Consider the following 17,716-nt stretch of genomic DNA (forward strand, 5'->3'; position numbering starts at 1 on the left):
AGTCGAGCTACCCTTAGCGTATTAAAAACGGAATAGTATGTTAATATCCAATAAGTGATATTGCGTTAATACTAGCAAAATACAATTAAGTTAAACTTAATATTATAATACCTAATTTTTATGATAAAGGGGAATTTATTTACCGTGAGAGACACAATAAGCCCTGATTTTTGTATCAGGGCTGGTCTGAGTTATGATTTTGGCGATTGCAACCAAGGTGGTTCCAGTAGTCACCACGTCATCAAATAATAACAATCGCTTCACTGGAGGGGGTGTGTTCATATTGAAAGCATGGCTTATGTTGGCTTGACGTTCGTTTCTGGCCAAACCTTGCTGACTAACCGCGTCATCGATACGACTTATGCCATGCCACAAGGGTATTTGCCAGTGCTTTGATAAATAGTAAGCCAATACTGAGACAGGATCATAACCCCGCTTTTTTAGTCGATTGGAGGTAGTCGGTGTAGGCACAATGACACTGTTGGTGGCATGACACCCCTTTGGTCTGGGCAGTTGTCGAATGGCGTGGACCAATACCGGCAAAGCATCGACTTGTTCTTTGTATTTAAAAGCAATGATGGCCGCCCTTATATAGCTTAGATGCGGAGCCGCTGCTTGAATTTGGAATGTGAGAGGAGAGGCTAACTGAGAGTTAACGGAATCTGAAGCCTCAATAGGGATAAGATGCTGCAATAGCTCAGGCCGCCAAGAGACACTCTCATGACAAGCCTGACAAATAATTGACGAAAAAAAAGAGCGCTTACCATTTAAGCCCTCTTTTTGTACAACTGCTGGATTACTATGGCAGACACAACAAATACTTTGTAGATACTGTACCCGCCACATACCCAGTTGGTAAAAAGCAGGCAAAGCTCGTTGTATTACTCTTGATCGTATAATTTTTCGCTGTGCCACTTTTTGGGTTAAAGAAGTCAATGACCTCTATAGCCCTTTCCAATCATTTAAAGAAAGACCCACACCCACGGCAGTAGTTTCTTCATTATAGTCGATGATGGATTCGCCATAACCATGGAAAATTTGGATAAAGCCATGCACATCACGCGATAAAGGAAGTGTATAATCTAACTGAACCGCCCCTTTTTCTGTATCAAAATTATAACGACCTAAGACAGACAAGTTCTCCCCTCGACCAAAGTCATATAACGCTTTAAGCTCGCCATGGCCATAGTAATCTGTAATATCTGGGTTATCACTCGACTTGGAGTTATTCTTCTCTTTAACATGGGTCCAAATCTTAGGCTGAAGACTAAACTTACCCCACTCAGCCCCACCCATTAAATACAAGCGGTTCCAAGAACGCGACCAAGGGTCAGACTGACCGTTAGAGTGGTGAATAGCCCCCGCCCCCAACATACGCAAACGACCATTAAAAGGTAGGTTTGCTGTTACTGGCTGAGTAATAAACACCTCAGGCATATAGTCAGTAGCTCTAAAGGGACGTGAATGCTCACTGTTGTAAACCTGCCAATGCATTTGCTGAGTATAACCAAACCAAACATCGGCGTTGGTATCAAATACGTCTTCTAAAATTTTAGCCTTCAAAGAGATCTGTGCTTTAAGCTCTAAATTATCAGCATATTTATTGCCATAATCGTCAAATTCAGCTTCGGTAGGATCTTGAGTAGGCGTTTTTGGGTGGCGATTGGGGTTGTATTGAACATAAGCGGGCAATAAATAAATAGGACGATGCGGTCTAACAGTCCAGGTCCCCTGCTCGCTATTTTTATCTAAATCATAGGCCAGACTAAGTGGGGTATAAGCCTCATAATCCTCAACCGTAACGCCAGCTTTAGCCAGTTGTTCGTTACCAAAAGCAGTCGGCGCTCCAGGAGAAGTATTGTCTTCTACTTCAGCAGCTAACTCTGGATCTCCCTCTGAAGCTTCATTGCCTTCAGTTGCAAAGACTGCAGTTGGACGCAGATCAGTAAAGCTGGCCTTAACCGTTTCAACAAGATCTAAAGGTACTTTTTCACGACCTACAACAACTTCTTCGCCAGTAGCGACTTTGTCATAACAAGCCAAACGAGCCGATTCTAGCTTTAAATCGGTACATTTCATAAAGGCATTAACAGCCACTTGTTGGGGGTTTGAGTCTATGGCTTGTCCAGCTGTGTTGCCAGTCTCAGCAAAAGCAGCATTAACAGTTAACGGCGCGCAACAAGCTGCCGCAACAGAAAAGGTCAAAAACTTAAGTTTTGGTGAAGGCAGTCTCGACTTCTTTATTAATGGCCGCAAAGTAATCATGCGTATTCCTGATAATTAGGGTAAAAGAATTATTATACTATTAAAAAAAGCAGTTAACTAAAAACATTATCATCTGTAAGTGACCAAAAGATAACTTATAAAGGGCTACCTAGCTCCCTGTAGAGGAGCGGTAACTCTGCAAAAACAGGTTAAAAACTAAAAAACTGCAATATAAATAAAGATTGATAGCGACAAGTAGCTTAAGCCAAATAGATAAAAACTAAATTCGCTATATATGGCTTATTGAAAACGCTGCCCATTATGCTCTATCCACCCATGCTGGTGTCGTGCGGCAGGATCATGATGCGTCCAGTGTACTACTCCACCTTGTGGGTTGTATTCGTATTGGCCATAAAAGATCACTTCATCGCCTTTTTGTAAAGCATCAACTCTGGGTGCTAAATCTATATTATGAGCAATAAGCACTGTGTGTTTAGGCTCAACACCTTCTAATTGAACGATAAAGCGCTGATGGCGACTGCCCTTATTATCGTCAGCCAACACCGCTGTTACCTGCCCGCAGCCTCTAACCTGAATAGAGTGACGTTGCTGCTCAAAGGCTTGCATAATTACGCCATTACGGCAGGCTATAGGAAATGCCTTAAGATCTTTTGCATCAGTAACAGCAGAGGTGTCTTCTACCTCTATTTCAATGTTACTAAGATTGGAGCCGCTTTCAAGCGTGCCTATCGCTTCGCCAGTTTTAGGGTCACAGGCACTCAATATTATTCCAGAGCTTAGCAGTAAGGCCAGCCCCAGCTTAGGAGTCATGTTTCGCACAGTCATCACCTTAAAGATAACATGTGAAGCAATATAGTGTAAAATTATGTATTTATCAAGTAATAAGAAGTTAAGACAGTATAGCTAATAATTGTTGAAATAACCCCTATTTTATAACAATAAGAAGGCGTACTATTTTGAAGCACGCCTACAATCAAATACTATTAATAAGTAAATACTGTTAATAATTTTACTCTAAGCCTCAGGCTTTAAAACCTATTTAAAGTCTCTTCGAACTGAAGACGCTCAACTGTACCTACTTGCTGCACCTGTAATTTACCGTCGACGAAATACAATAAGGCAGGAGGTCCAAACAAACTTAATTCCGACAAAATACGTGCCGACTCTTCATTGGTTTCGGTCACATCTAGTCGGACTAACTGCCACTGCTGCATTGCGGTGGGTCGATTGGTAAATAAGGTCTTGTCCATAATACGGCACTCAACACACCATTCTGCCGTCACATCCACCAGTACTTTGGGGTTTTGTTCAATGATAGGAATAAGCTCATCTAAACTATAAATATGCTTATCGCTGCTCTGAATGCCGGTCATCGCTTCAGATGAGCCTGACGCTTGCGAGTTGGCATTAACTAATGCTGGGCTAGGCTGAGAGAAGACAGCCAAAGGTTGCCATGAATCTTTACTGCCTGCAGCGGCGCCTACCAGGGTTAAAGCAGCCCAGCCACCCAATAAAAGGGCCAATGGTTTAGTAAATAATTGGCCACGGCCACTCCATTTCCAAGCCCATACTGCTACCACCATGAACCACATCGCCCACAGCATCAACATGATAGGGCTGACCATCACACGTTCAACCAGTAGCAGTGCCACGGCAAATAACAATAAAGCAAACCCTTGTTTGACCCAGTTCATCCACTCGCCCGCTTTTGGCATTAAATTGCCCTGGCTTGCTCCCAGTAACATAAGCGGTGCTGATAATCCAAAACCTAACATAAATAAGGCAGCGAAGCCCAGTAGCGGATTACCAATGGTGGATACCGCCAGTAAGGCGCCAAATAAAGGAGCGGAAACACAAGGAGAAACCACAAGTGCTGACAGTAACCCAGCGATAAAACTACCAAAGGTACTGCCCAGATATTTATCCCCTGCTTGGCTCAAAGATTGAGTCTTTTGGCGAATGGCGTTAGGAACAGGAATCCTAATTACCTCTAGCATATATAAGGCCAAAAGAACAAATACTGCGGCAAAAGCCAATAATATCACTGGGTTTTGTAGCCACCCAATAATACCAAGTTGCTGTCCAAATACAGCGATAATAGCGCCTAAGATACCATAGGCAATGGCCACTCCTAAGGCATAGCTGCCACTTAATATCAGACCTTTTTTGGCCGTCGGTGTGTGCTGTCGTGCCACGATATTACTGACAATAGGCAACATAGGCAGAACACAAGGGGTAAACGCCAGACCCAAACCTGCTAAGAATAACAATAACAGAGCCAGCCAAGGGTGCTCTGCCAAACCAAAGGGATCTTGATCGACCACTTTCTCACTACCCAGCTGTAAACCAGATTCACTTGAGCCTGAGTTTAAGCCATTATCCTGTCCAACTAAGCTGGTCTCAGTAGTGTCATCACCACCCTCTATACTTGGTACATCCTCATCAGAAACCAAACCAGTCTCACTTTCGCCATCAGTATCAGTGGCATCGGTAAGCTCGGTATCTTGTGCTGTTAACTCCTCATCCAACGCCTCGTTATCGCCTACTTCAACAGTACCGGCAGTGGCGGTCGTTTGTGCCTGTTGTTTAGCGGGCGATGCTAAGTTACTTTGCGCTTTAGCTGCTGTATCTGTGTTAGTCGAAGCACTATTTCCGCTGGTTGCTGGCTTGGCATTAGTTGCAGCAGCCTGTTTTGGCTTAGCAGTAGTAGTTGCTTCAGGGCTTTTATTTTGCCCTGCTACACTTGCTGTAGATGCTGGTAAACTTATGGCCAACGTTTCTGTCTGCGGAGGATAACAAAGTCCTGCCTCAGCACAGCCCTGCCAGCTAACGCTGATGGTTTCATTAATGGCAGCAGCAGTGGTGTTGGTTAAGGTTGCCGTGGCAGTGACTTGTGGCTGCTTAAACACATCAACCTTACCAAAGGTAGGATCATCGATAGTCTGCGAGGTATGAGAGAACTTAATCGAAGAAGCAGTTACCCCTTCTGGCAACTTTAAAGACAGCTTGTCTTTATATAGATAATGCTTGGGAGTAATCTTTAGCGCAATGTTAACTTTATTGCCATTTTGGCTAGGTTTAACCGAGAAGGCTTGCTCTACCTTTAAGAATTTATCTTGACCACCCTGAGTCTCAGCCCCCCCAAATAAATCTGCCAGACTGGCCGCTTGAGCTTGATTACTACCCACTCCGGAAACCAGTCCAAAACTTATGGATAGCGCCAGCGAAGCCGCTAAAGCTTTACGGCCAAAAAGAGAGGGAGTATTTTTTATTTCTACTGAGTTTTTCATTAAAGTCATTTCATATTGGCAAGATGACCTTATTAGGCTTGGATAAGGTCAAGTAAGTGGGCATACGGGATAATGCAGGTCTACAGCCATCTATTTCATGGCCATAGACGATTAACGACTATAGTTCATCGAGCTTACTATATAATATATTTTTGTATAATAAGTATTAACGATACAATGTTCTAGGATTTACCTTCATCCCCGAAGGCGCCAGGAAATTGCTTTAAATCTACCCTGTCTGGCATCTCAGGCATGATACCTTGGGTAAACAATGCGTCCAAATGCTCAATTTGCTGTTTTTTATCGAACTCATTAACCTCTGCAATGAGCATTTTTTCAATATATTTATCCAATTGATAACAGCTAAGCCGGGCACAAAGTACCGCCAACTGATAAATACGACGCTTACAATAGACATCGACTCTGTGCAATAATCGAACCAGCTTCGCGGTTTCAAGGGAAGCATATTTATAATCAGGCACGACATTTTCAGGTAGAGGCGTTACCCCATACGCTATCGACAAGTGAGCTAGATAATAGCAGCAAAATAAATAACCCAAGACATGACCAATAAAGTAGCCTCGGTCATAGGTGTAGCTCATTACCCCAAAGTGACCCAATACATAACTATTGAGACTGGCCTGGTCAGCAACACTGTCTTTGTCTCTCAATCTCCCTACCGTAGGAAATTTTAGATGGTTTCTATTCACTGAAGTCAGTTGCCAACCCACAGGCTGCTGAGCGGGCATGTGATGCACAATGTCCGCAATAAGATCATCAACAATGTGCAACTGTTGCCACATCATCTCATTTTTATCTAAATCAATAATGCCACGCTGATCAAGGGCTCGGGCCATTTGGAATTGCTGGTACTCAATAAACTGTGACTTTAATGTCTGTACCATATAGGTGGGACGTAATAAGGGATTTATGGTATAAAAAAACTCAGTGCGTTTTAGCTGATGTTGATACAACGCCACTCGCTGTTTGGCCACCTTCTCCATTTCCTTGGCTTGGACAGAGTTATTAATCTCTAAAGCTTCGGTTTGGTATAACGCAATTAATTCCGCTTTTGTCTTTGGCATGGTCATAGGCTCATCCACAACGTCAATAGCCTGTAGCTCATCTTGCTGAGCAACGACAGGTTCGGAGCTAACGTTATCTTTAGCCTTAATTTGCGCGGTAATCGTTATTGAACGGTTTGCCATAATATTATCTCGACCCTCTTTAAGATGCCTTTATCATAACATTATTGCCAAAGCTGAACATCTTAGTTTCATGAGCAGTTTGGTAGTCGTTGACTCAGTAATTCATGCGTCAATCCATGTAAATAGAGAGCCATAAATAATAGATTCGAGAGGCGTGCAAGGATTTAAATAAAAAGACAGAAATGCAAAAAAACCAATCAAGACAACGTCTAGATTAGCAACTTATATAATATTGGGCTTTGAGAAGTAAGGGAGAGAATAAAAAATGGGGCGACTGATGGGACTTGAACCCACGACAACCGAGATCACAACCCGGGGCTCTACCAACTGAGCTACAGCCGCCATAATCAACACAGAGTGTATTGAAAGTGCAATGTATTACCTAACATTCTAGATATTACAGTTCAGGCGAAAGTGGTGCGCCTGGCAGGATTCGAACCTGCGACCACCTGCTTAGAAGGCAGATGCTCTATCCAACTGAGCTACAGGCGCTCATAGTGCTAACATCGTTGTTATCGAACTACACTGTTATTAAAACACATATAGAGTAATAAACAACAAATGTCGTATTTAAAGCATAAAAAAAAGCCTGTAAGGCTCTAGTAAAAAGTGGTCGGAGTGATAGGATTCGAACCTACGACCCTCTGGTCCCAAACCAGATGCGCTACCAAACTGCGCCACACTCCGATATCTTACTTTTCTTTTTTACGACTTTGATAACTGTATGATTAACTTAATCATATGTGTCATCGCTATCGAGGTGCATATAATAGGATTAAACTTTAATCTTGTCAACACTTTTTTTAAAATATTTTCAAAAAATGTCGAATCTATTATAAAACCTTCAAATCAGTAGTAACCCCTGTTGGGGATCAAAAGGTATTACACTCATTTGTGTAATCCTGCCTGAATCATCACCGTCCTGATTTGAGTGCCTATTCTCGTCCAAATTATCAAAAACGTCAAGCCTTTGTGTAAAAGTTTTTGTTTTTGGATAGATTAACCAAGCATTTTGACAATTCAGGTGCTGTTGATAGCTATAAAGTTGCTGCCAATCTGCTCCGCTCACCTGAGTCGCAGCAGAAAGCGATTTATATTTGATATCTAATACATGACTAATCTGGCCCTCTTGGGTCATTATACAAGCATCCGGTACCAGCTTTTGAACGACCTTTGACTCTAATCCTGATTTAGGAAAATTCGTCTTTAAGTATAGCCAGTCGAAACTGGGTTGAATAATAAGTCGACTATTTGCGAGCTGCTGGGAAGCCCAACTTTGAAGCTTACCCAGTACCCAGCGCTCAAACGCATGGTTCATATTGATCATGAGTGAGGCAACCGGCAACTGATCTACTGACTTATCCTCTGTGCCTTGCCTAGACTCAGCCCCAGGCCCTTGTGTCAATATCCACCACCCCCACTCTATGGCCTGAGTCACCACTTGCGCCTGTACAAGGCTCAACTGACTACCCCAAGTGGCTGTACTGCTTTTTAGCTGTTGGTAAACCCCTTCCCAGCTCTGAGGAGGCAACACCATAACCCCTTGCAAGATGCTCGGCATCTGCTGATCAAAGCTACTTTCATTTATGACATTTTGAGCAGACAGTTTCTGCAGCTGTTGCCAAGCAGTGGCCAAAAACTGGGCCAATAGTTGATCCGTCTCAAATACCGCTTGTTCAGTATATAGGTAATGCGGGCGATGCCAGTTGTTTTTTAACTGAGCCGCAAGATTAATTTTACCTTGTGCTTTGGGCTGGTTATGTACCTGAGTTTGATAGCGATTGGGTAAAATCCCTGCCGCTTGTTGCAGTGCTTGACGAATTGTTGCTAGCAAGCCTTCATACCAAGGCTTATCTAGCGTACGTGAAGCGCTTGCAAGTTGCGAGGGTATTGTTGGGTAAGAAGGCATATAAAAGCCAGGTTTAGCGGCTAGGTCTAGCGCCGCTAGCTCTTTCCCTATGTTATCTTCACTAATATCCGCTAACATTACTGCCACCCACTGGCGAGCCTGCACTATCTCCGCCTTACGCTTAACCAATATAGCCGTTGAGTCCGTTGCAGTTAGCAGTTGGGAGGGGCTTTGATGAGTTTCTGATGCTGTCTCTACACTAATTTTTGGCAGTATCTCTAAAGTTAAGCCACTGGGCAGAATTATTTTTGCTAAATAATGGCTGACAACTAAGCTCAGCTGGCCGCGCTTAATTTCTATGCCAAAGCAAGGTAATTCTTGCTCAATTAAATAGTCAAAGTCTGTGCTGTGAGCAAAGTCTTGTCGGCTAAGACGCTGATGTTCAAAGCAGCTAATCACGCCGTCATGCTGATACGCGTTCATAGCACCATATCGATCTGCATTTTGCACCGTAAGGCCTGAATACAAGGGCTATAACTCCTGTGCAGACAAATAACTGGCATAAAGCAGCTGATAGGGCTTAGCGGTTAGATATACATTTGCACCCTTAGTCCCTTTTTCTAGCTCAGTATTTACTGTGGCTGCGGCAATAAATTCAGGGTTTAATCCAGCTGGGGCGGAAGCCTGAACATGCACAATAGGAGACCCATGCGCCCCTTGAGGATTGGACTTAACACCCGTTTGTAGCAAGCTAAGCGAAGGAGTTATCTCAGTAAAGTCGTCAATCAATTGATTGCCCCCACTGCCCTGGCCATACAACACCTGTGCCAATAGCCCAGGGATTTGTGCCGGCATAGCACTGAGTTTTATGTACTCAATGATTTGCGGAATAACCTGACGATATAGGCGTCGAGCCAGCTGAGCGGTATCGCTTATACCCATAAAATAAGACTGCCCCAACTGAGCTTCTGCGCCAAATAAAGTAAACAAGCGCTGATTTAAAGCTTGCATTAAAGCGGCTAAGTTAACGCTATCGCCTGCTTTGTCTTCAACGTCAATTAGAATTGAGCTGTCGGGATAGCAAGTGACAAACTCAAAGCGTCTTCTAAAGGCCGTGTCTAAAGTCGCCAAGGAGCGGTCTTGAGTATTCATGGTGGCATAGATATCGACGTTGCTAGGCACCATGAATTGACGTCCTGAGTAAGCCAGACGTACCGCCATTGGGGTTGCTCCGCCTGCCCGCTTGCTCGGCTCTATGACGCTCATAAGCTCCCCAAAGACTTGTGAGGTATTGGCTCTATTAATCTCATCAATCAACATCGCATAACGGTGACTGGGATCATTACTCGCCTTAGCACACAGCTCCAAAAAAGCCCCTTGCTGTATCTCATACTGCATCTGACCGGTTTGCGGATGAATGCGAGGGCGGATACCTTCCACAAATTCATCATAACCATAAGATTGATGAAAGCTCACCAAACAGCTACGACTCACCACAAGCTCTTGGCTGTCAGGCTGCTTGCCCTGCTCCTCGTATAACGATAGTAGCTCGGATAGCTGACTGCGTAGCGTCTCTTTGATCTCATCTAATAAGAACCACTGACTGCTCTGTGTTTTGTCAAAATAAGAGTTGGCAGAACGCTGGCTGGTATTGACCGTCACAGATTCTGGATGGGCATGTTTGTTTAGCTGAACCCATAAAGTTTGATTGATATTCTCATTGCGTTTATTGGCAGCGGCCTTATCCACGACCAAGGGATGACGCATCATTTCTGGCACCGTCATCAATCTATCTTCTAGCAGCAAAACGCCACATACTACCTCGCACCACCCATAATGGCTGACCTGTTGGACACGCCAACTCTCCCACGAAGCCTCGATGGGCTCATCATATTGCTTTTGCAGCTCAAGCAGCCTATAGGTCTTTCCCGTTCCTGCAACACCAGTAAAAATTATATTGGTAGGCTCAGTTGGTAGGGACGTTAAACGGGGTATCAAATCTTGATTCAAAGTATCTCTTCGCATTTTATAAAGTATTAGTAAGGGGGTTAATTGGCAGTCGGCAACCCTTTTTTGTGACCGCTTTATCATCTCTTATTGGCTAATGGTTTTGCTATACTCTTTTCATTCCTATCAAATATCACTATCTAACTCAAACCATGAAAGCCAATTTAAACCATGAAAGGACGCGTTATGAGCCAGTTATCAAATCTTATACAGCAGGTATCTTCTACTAAAAAAGTAGTGGCTGAAAAAGCTGCCACTATAGCTACCCAACTAAATCTGCCCTCTAAAACAACTCAGCCAAAAAATGAGACTACCGATCAGGACGCCTTTAATAGCGCTCAACCCAAAGCAATTAATAATCCTTTTACCAAAATCTTGAAGGCGGTGCAATTACTGCCCAAATCGACTCAGTCTTTTGTGCTGACCAAAGCCTTTAGTAAGATTGTACCTTATGTCGGCACTACGGGCATTGTTTACGAAGAGGTGAGCCCAAACAAACTGGTGGTTAGCTTAGAAAATAAAAAAGCCGTCCAAAACCACATTGGTTCGGTACATGCTGTGGCAGTAACATTATTGGCTGAGACCGCTACCGGCTTTGTTTTGGCAGTGAATCTACCTTCAGATAGAATCTTACTGGTTAAGTCTTATGAAGTGAACTTCTATCGTCCGGTCAAAAAAGGACAGATAGCAGCCATAGCCACTTTAAGTGATGAGCAGCGTCAATATATTTTAGACACCCCTAAAGGTGAGATGGTCATTCCTTGTGTCATCGAGGACCGTAACTCGGATAGCGACCGGGCTCCAATTACTGTGGATATGACTTGGGCTTGGATTCCAAAATCTGAGCTTAAACAGCGCCGTGAAGGTAAATCTAAAGAAATTAAAACTAAGTAAATTGAAAAATATAAATCTACTAATCTTAGCTTAATCAAGCCCATTCAAAAAGGCACTACTGGTCATCGGTAGTGCCTTTTTTATGGTCTATAATTCAAATTAGAGTCTTCAATAATAACGGCTGAGGTGACTAATATTCCACCATACCACCTCGCATCTCATCGACCAAAGTCATAAACTCAGTACGCCAATCGCGAATGGTCTGCTCATCGGGCAACCACTGATTAGAAAGCGTTACCACATTAACGATTAAGTCATGACTTGAGGCCTCAATACCTTTACTATCTGGGGCAGGCGCATACTGACAGCGGTGATAAGCCTTATTTATATTGGCCAATACCCCAGACTCTAGAGAAATTTTAAGACGCTGTAGCTCTGGTGAAATTAGCGTTTTTTTCTCTAAAGCAGTCTCAATGTAGTCAATACTGGGCTGGCTGGTATCTAAGTTATAGAAATGGGCCAATTCCTGTAAAAAAGCCCATAACGCCCCTTGCAGATGAAAAATAGCGGTTTCACAGTGGGCTTGATATAGCTGCTTATCTGCCGTATCCTCGGCTTGCTTACACGCCACTCTACAAAAATAAAACTTTTGATTGGTACGATCTGCTTGATAACGGGCCACTCTACCTTTGTCTGCCATTTTTAGTCTCAACCCTGCTTAGATAAAATATAAATGTACCATAAAAACGCCATTTATATACCACTGATCCTTGCTGAAAATAAAAAACCCGCTCAATATAAGCAGGCTTCATAGAATTTGGTATAAGTCATAAATCACTCAAAGCATTTATTTGGGTGGGAATACATGCTCTTTATAAATCTCTAGCACCCCATTTTCTTTATCAACAAATATTCTTTCTACCCCAAAGCCTCTTCGTGCCATATCCGGATTTTTATGGTAAATATCGATGGTCTTGGCCGCTTTGAAATCTGATGAGTATTTGGTGACGTTTTTATTAACCAACAGCGGCTTTAATTCGCCACCATTAATTTTATAACTAATAACGGCCGTATTAGGAATAAAAGACTGTTTTTTACTAATACTGCCTCCCTCCGGCATTTTAATATAGCCATCGGTAAGTAATAATCTTTCTAAATCAAAACTATACTTATCTACTTTAAAATCAGCTTTTACTTTTGGATCGGTATACCAGCGATAGTTATATAAATCCACTCCCCTATTTAACTGCTTATATAAATGATCAGTAATGCCTTTATAGCTATCTGCCTTCATTTTTAATACATTACCATCATAACTGGCAGTTAAGTTTGGGCAGCTGATATCAAAACTAGGATCCGTTTTATTACTGTCACCCACGCTTACCGTCTTAAATTTCTTAGGTGATGAGCCGGTTGTACGCCAGTTGGCATTAATATCTAAACCGTCTTTCATAGACATTAACATGATATTTAAACTATCACAGTCTGGCGTTTTGTTTTCAGCGTACGCAGCATTCATCGTCCCTGCTGAGAACAAAGCAGATATTAACAGAATAACTTTTCTCATGATTGCCTCAAAAAATTAATCAAAATAAATAAAACTATTCTTCTATCATTATTGATTTATTATTAAATAAATGCGGTAGTTTACTATTGTTATAATACAGAGAAGTTAAACAAACAGTAAGTTTAGTTAACTCATTAAATAATAATCTTTTTTAATAACGGTTATTTGTATAGTTATAAAGCCTTATGAACTCCGATTCAAGCTCATTTGCTGGGTTGCAAGCTAATTTTTAGTATCTTAAGACTGTTTTTTTATTCAAAAATAAGTTCGGAGTTTAATAAGTAACTGATATATACCAATTTATTGCAATAAAAAAATCCGGCACGAATGCCGGATTTTTTAATAACTATTAATGTTACTTTTACTCAAATCAATAGGTAGGACTTACTGACCTGGTTTGTCTTGGCTAAGCTCTTGTGCAAAGGCTTCATCGAAGCTTCTGAAGTCTTGAGCGGTAGTATTTGCTTCTAGATCAAACGCAGCATCTAGAGCGCTTTCTACATCATAAGCCGGCTTACCTTCTTTGGCTTTCTTACGAGCTGCATGATAAGCAAGACCTGTCCCCGCTGGAATCAAGCGACCAACAACCACGTTCTCTTTCAGACCACGTAGTTCATCCACTTTACCAGTAACCGCAGCAGCAGTTAACACGCGCGTAGTTTCCTGGAACGAAGCCGCTGAGATGAAGCTTTCAGTGGCCAAGCTGGCTTTGGTAATACCAAGTAACTGACGCTCAAACTGTACTGGGAACTTATCTTCAGCCAATAGTTTCTCGTTCAGCGCTTTCACATCAGCGTATTCAACCTGATCGCCCTTGAAGTAGTTAGAATCACCAGCATCAGTTACTTCTACTTTACGTAACATCTGACGGATAATAACTTCAATGTGCTTATCGTTGATCTTAACACCTTGCAGACGATAAACCTCTTGTACTTCGTCAACGATGTAGTTCGCTAGAGCGGTCTCACCTTGTAAGCGTAAGATATCATGCGGATTCAACGGACCATCTGCAATAACCTCACCACGAGCAACGGTTTCGTTTTCGAATACGTTGATTTGACGCCATTTTGGAATGAGCTCTTCATGTACTTCGCCATCTTCATTGGTAATGATGAAGCGGTTCTTACCTTTGGTTGAGGTGCCGAAGCTTACCACACCAGACATTTCTGCCATGATGGCATGATCTTTCGGACGACGTGCTTCAAATAAGTCAGCAACACGTGGCAGACCACCGGTAATATCTTTAGTACCTGAAGTCGCTTGTGGTACACGACCTAATACCGAACCGGCCGTCACTTCTTCACCATCAGAGACACGGATAATAGTCTCAGCTGGTAGGAAGTAAACCACTTCTTTACCGCCTGTAGTGTCTAGAATAATTGCTGGACGTAAGTCTTTTGAGTTACTTGGACGGTCTTTTGAACCAAGAATCTCAAATGAGCTCATACCTGTGGCTTCATCAATCTTAACCGTGGCAGTTGAGCCATCGATAATGTCACTGAAGCGAGCTTTACCAGCGAATTCTGTGATAATTGGGTGAGTGTGTGGATCCCATTTAGCAATAGACTGTCCACTCTCAACTTGATCACCATCTTTCACTAGAACACTTGAACCATAAGGGACTTTATAGCGCTCACGCTCACGGCCCACATCATCCGCAATACCGATTTCAGCAGAACGAGAAACGATAACTAGGTGACCATCCACGTGCTCAACCGTCTTCATGTTATGGAAGCGGATGAAACCTGAATTACGCACAGAGATACTGTTGTCTACTGAGGTCGAGCTCGCCGCACCCCCTACGTGGAACGTACGCATGGTTAACTGAGTACCTGGCTCACCAATTGACTGAGCAGCCATAACACCCACAGACTCACCGATGTTCACTTTATGACCACGGGCTAAGTCACGACCATAACACTGAGCACAAACCCCATGTGGCACATCACAAGTAATTACTGAACGCACCCACACCTCATCGATACCATTGTTATCAATTAGCTGTACGCCTTGCTCATCAATCAAAGTACCAGCCGCTAAGATCACTTCATCTTCACGGTTGATAACGTCGGTTGCTACCACGCGACCTAACACACGATCACCCAGCTTCTCGATGATTTCACCACCTTGAATGTGTGGTGTCATGCGAACGCCTTTTTCAGTACCACAATCGTTCTCTGTGATAACCAAATCTTGCGCCACGTCTACTAAACGACGGGTTAAGTAACCTGAGTTAGCAGTCTTCAGTGCAGTATCCGCAAGACCTTTACGGGCACCGTGAGTCGAGATAAAGTACTGAAGTACCGATAGACCCTCACGGAAGTTAGCCTTAATTGGGGTCTCAATAATTGAACCATCTGGCTTAGCCATCAGACCACGCATACCTGCTAACTGACGAATCTGTGCTGCACTACCACGAGCACCAGAGTCTGACATGATGAAGATAGAGTTGAATGATTTCTGTTCTTCCTCTTCACCTTGTGCGTTGATAACTTTGTCAGTAGACAAGTTGTCCATCATCGCTTTGGCTACTTTATCGTTGGTACGTGACCAAATATCGACTACTTTGTTATAGCGCTCACCAGCAGTTACGAAACCTTGCTCAAACTGTTGTTCAATTTCACGAACTTCAGCATCAGCCGCTTCGATAAGCTCTTTCTTCTTAGGTGGAATAACCATGTCTTCAATACCGATAGACACACCTGATAGAGTTGCTTGAGCAAAACCTAGGTACATCAATTGGTCAGCGAAGATAACACTTTCTTTCACACCACGAGTACGGTAGCAAGAGTTCATTAGTTTTGAGATGTTTTTCTTAGTCATCTCAACGTTACACTCTTCGAACTTCATACCTTTTGGCATGATGTTCCAGATCAATAAGCGACCCGCTACAGTATCTTGTAAGTGTGTTTCTTTAGTGGCATTACCTTCTTCATCAAAAGTGGTTTCGGTAACACGAACTTTAATTTTTGCGTTTACGTGTAGGTCATTTGATCCAATCGCGCGCAACGCTTCATTAACCGTGGCGAAGATCATGCCTTCACCTTTGGCATTAATTGATGAGCGGCTAATGTAGTATAGACCCAGTACAACGTCTTGTGAGGGTACGATAATCGGATCACCGTTAGCAGGTGATAAGATGTTGTTCGTAGACATCATAAGCACACGGGCTTCTAACTGTGCTTCAAGAGTTAATGGCACGTGTACTGCCATTTGGTCACCGTCGAAGTCAGCGTTAAACGCGGTACAAACTAGCGGGTGTAGCTGAATCGCTTTACCTTCAATTAGTACGGGCTCAAACGCTTGTAGACCCAATCTGTGCAGTGTTGGCGCACGGTTTAGTAATACTGGATGCTCACGGATTACCATGGCCAGCATATCCCAAACTTGTGGCTCTTCACGCTCTACCATCTTCTTAGCTTGTTTAATGGTAGTGGCCATACCGTGTGATAATAGTTTTGAATAAGTGAATGGCTTGAATAATTCAAGAGCCATTTTCTTCGGCAAACCACACTGATGTAGACGTAGGGTTGGACCCACAACAATTACTGAACGGCCAGAATAGTCAACACGCTTACCTAGTAAGTTTTGACGGAAACGACCTTGCTTACCTTTAATCATATCAGCAAGCGATTTTAAAGGACGCTTGTTACTACCGGTAATAGCACGACCACGACGACCATTATCTAATAACGCATCTACTGATTCTTGTAGCATACGTTTTTCGTTACGCACAATGATATCTGGTGCGTTAAGCTCTAAAAGACGCTTTAAACGGTTGTTACGGTTGATAACACGGCGATATAAATCGTTTAGATCTGACGTCGCAAAGCGGCCGCCTTCTAGCGGTACTAGAGGACGTAAGTCTGGTGGTAGTACTGGTAAGATACTCATTACCATCCACTCAGGCTTGTTATTAGAGTCACGGAAAGCTTCTAATAACTTAAGACGCTTAGACATTTTCTTAAGCTTGGTTTCAGAACCGGTGTTAGGAATCTCTTCACGTAGATCATCGATTTCAAGATCAATATCAATGTCTTTTAATAGGTCTTGAATCGCTTCAGCACCCATTTTAGCGATAAATTCATCACCGAACTCTTCTAACGCTTTATAGTAGTCTTCATCATCAAGCAGTTGATACTTCTCTAAAGAAGTCATGCCTGGATCGGTTACCACATAGCTTTCGAAATACAATACGCGCTCGATATCACGTAGTGTCATATCAAGTAATAGACCGATACGGCTTGGTAATGATTTTAAGAACCAAATGTGAGCAACTGGACTAGCCAAATCGATGTGGCCCATACGGTCACGACGAACCTTGGCTGTGGTCACTTCTACACCACATTTTTCACAAATTACGCCCTGGAATTTACGGCGCTTGTACTTACCACAAAGACACTCAAAGTCTTTTACTGGACCAAAGATTTTGGCACAGAATAGACCGTCACGCTCAGGCTTAAAGGTACGGTAGTTAATAGTTTCTGGTTTTTTTACTTCACCATGTGACCATGATTTAATAGTCTCTGGAGCAGCCAATGAAATCTGAATGCTATCAAATTCACGTTTGCCGTTGTCGGCAGGGCTTTTCATAATATCGAGTAAATCTTTCAAGTTGCTTCTCCGTTATATGTGTTCACGGCAGGGGTCATCACTATTATTTATGTTCAATAATACATTTTTAGCGATGACCCAAACTTACCGTTGAAGGCAATGAATTAGGCTGAGTTAAAGG

General features: G+C 42.8%; 12 protein-coding genes and 3 tRNA genes. 2 read left to right on the plus strand and 13 right to left on the minus strand.

What is annotated here, in order from left to right:
- Positions 1–135: 135 nt before the first annotated feature.
- Both B3S92_RS03910 and B3S92_RS03915 read right to left on the minus strand, forming a co-directional pair.
- Positions 136–936 (minus strand): ComF family protein, encoded by an 801-nt coding sequence (locus B3S92_RS03910; RefSeq protein ID WP_296202894.1) that lies wholly within the window; start codon positions 934–936, stop codon positions 136–138.
- 6 nt (positions 937–942) lie between these two features.
- Entirely contained in the window at positions 943–2,079 is a 1,137-nt protein-coding gene (locus B3S92_RS03915; protein ID WP_296202896.1) for a phospholipase A, read from the minus strand.
- 37 nt (positions 2,080–2,116) lie between these two features.
- Here B3S92_RS03915 and B3S92_RS03920 point away from each other — a divergent pair, with 37 nt between their 5' ends.
- Positions 2,117–2,284: a hypothetical protein gene (locus tag B3S92_RS03920; protein ID WP_296202897.1), complete on the plus strand. Its 168-nt coding sequence runs from the start codon at positions 2,117–2,119 to the stop codon at positions 2,282–2,284.
- 221 nt (positions 2,285–2,505) lie between these two features.
- On the opposite strand, the gene B3S92_RS03925 is transcribed toward B3S92_RS03920, so the two are convergent.
- The 8 genes from B3S92_RS03925 to B3S92_RS03960 all read right to left on the minus strand — a co-directional run bounded on the left by B3S92_RS03925 (position 2,506) and on the right by B3S92_RS03960 (position 10,583).
- Entirely contained in the window at positions 2,506–3,051 is a 546-nt protein-coding gene (locus tag B3S92_RS03925; protein ID WP_414706990.1) for a DUF3465 domain-containing protein, read from the minus strand.
- 203 nt (positions 3,052–3,254) lie between these two features.
- Positions 3,255–5,516, minus strand: a complete 2,262-nt coding sequence (locus tag B3S92_RS03930; protein ID WP_296202899.1) for a protein-disulfide reductase DsbD domain-containing protein — start codon at positions 5,514–5,516, stop codon at positions 3,255–3,257.
- 182 nt (positions 5,517–5,698) lie between these two features.
- The gene (locus B3S92_RS03935) at positions 5,699–6,724 is read right to left on the minus strand and encodes a hypothetical protein (RefSeq protein ID WP_296202902.1); all 1,026 of its coding nucleotides are present in this window, start codon (positions 6,722–6,724) and stop codon (positions 5,699–5,701) included.
- 266 nt (positions 6,725–6,990) lie between these two features.
- Positions 6,991–7,066: transfer RNA gene (locus tag B3S92_RS03940), tRNA-His, on the minus strand.
- Positions 7,067–7,139: 73 nt separating this feature from the next.
- Positions 7,140–7,216: transfer RNA gene (locus B3S92_RS03945), tRNA-Arg, on the minus strand.
- Positions 7,217–7,334: 118 nt separating this feature from the next.
- Positions 7,335–7,411 (minus strand) — tRNA-Pro (locus tag B3S92_RS03950).
- A gap of 157 nt (positions 7,412–7,568) precedes the next feature.
- Entirely contained in the window at positions 7,569–9,083 is a 1,515-nt protein-coding gene (locus B3S92_RS03955) for a 5-methylcytosine restriction system specificity protein McrC (RefSeq protein WP_296202905.1), read from the minus strand.
- A 21-nt stretch (positions 9,084–9,104) separates the two neighbouring features.
- Positions 9,105–10,583, minus strand: coding sequence for an McrB family protein (locus B3S92_RS03960; RefSeq protein WP_296202908.1), 1,479 nt, complete (start codon positions 10,581–10,583; stop codon positions 9,105–9,107).
- 183 nt (positions 10,584–10,766) lie between these two features.
- Between B3S92_RS03960 and B3S92_RS03965 the strand changes: the two genes are divergently transcribed.
- The gene (locus B3S92_RS03965) at positions 10,767–11,474 is read left to right on the plus strand and encodes a DUF4442 domain-containing protein (protein ID WP_296202909.1); all 708 of its coding nucleotides are present in this window, start codon (positions 10,767–10,769) and stop codon (positions 11,472–11,474) included.
- 130 nt (positions 11,475–11,604) lie between these two features.
- Here B3S92_RS03965 and B3S92_RS03970 read toward each other — a convergent pair whose 3' ends face one another.
- The 3 genes from B3S92_RS03970 to rpoC form a co-directional block, all read right to left on the minus strand.
- Complete coding sequence (locus B3S92_RS03970) at positions 11,605–12,114, minus strand: DUF6586 family protein (protein ID WP_296202911.1); 510 nt, start codon at positions 12,112–12,114, stop codon at positions 11,605–11,607.
- 147 nt (positions 12,115–12,261) lie between these two features.
- Entirely contained in the window at positions 12,262–12,981 is a 720-nt protein-coding gene (locus tag B3S92_RS03975; RefSeq protein WP_296202913.1) for a hypothetical protein, read from the minus strand.
- Between the two features lie 384 nt (positions 12,982–13,365).
- Complete coding sequence (gene rpoC, locus B3S92_RS03980) at positions 13,366–17,595, minus strand: DNA-directed RNA polymerase subunit beta' (protein WP_296202914.1); 4,230 nt, start codon at positions 17,593–17,595, stop codon at positions 13,366–13,368.
- Positions 17,596–17,716 lie beyond the last annotated feature (121 nt).

The organism is Psychrobacter sp. UBA3962 (assembly GCF_002385225.1).
Lineage (GTDB): Bacteria > Pseudomonadota > Gammaproteobacteria > Pseudomonadales > Moraxellaceae > Psychrobacter.

Excerpts from the sequence above, each read along its gene's own strand:
- B3S92_RS03925 (WP_414706990.1), bottom strand. The coding sequence starts at position 3,051 with ATGACTGTGCGAAACATGACTCCTAAGCTGGGGCTGGCCTTACTGCTA.
- B3S92_RS03930 (WP_296202899.1), bottom strand. The coding sequence starts at position 5,516 with ATGAAAAACTCAGTAGAAATAAAAAATACTCCCTCTCTTTTTGGCCGT.
- B3S92_RS03935 (WP_296202902.1), bottom strand. The coding sequence starts at position 6,724 with ATGGCAAACCGTTCAATAACGATTACCGCGCAAATTAAGGCTAAAGAT.
- B3S92_RS03965 (WP_296202909.1), top strand. The coding sequence starts at position 10,767 with ATGAGCCAGTTATCAAATCTTATACAGCAGGTATCTTCTACTAAAAAA.
- B3S92_RS03975 (WP_296202913.1), bottom strand. The coding sequence starts at position 12,981 with ATGAGAAAAGTTATTCTGTTAATATCTGCTTTGTTCTCAGCAGGGACG.
- B3S92_RS03920 (WP_296202897.1), top strand. The coding sequence starts at position 2,117 with ATGGCTTGTCCAGCTGTGTTGCCAGTCTCAGCAAAAGCAGCATTAACA.
- B3S92_RS03915 (WP_296202896.1), bottom strand. The coding sequence starts at position 2,079 with ATGAAATGTACCGATTTAAAGCTAGAATCGGCTCGTTTGGCTTGTTAT.
- B3S92_RS03970 (WP_296202911.1), bottom strand. The coding sequence starts at position 12,114 with ATGGCAGACAAAGGTAGAGTGGCCCGTTATCAAGCAGATCGTACCAAT.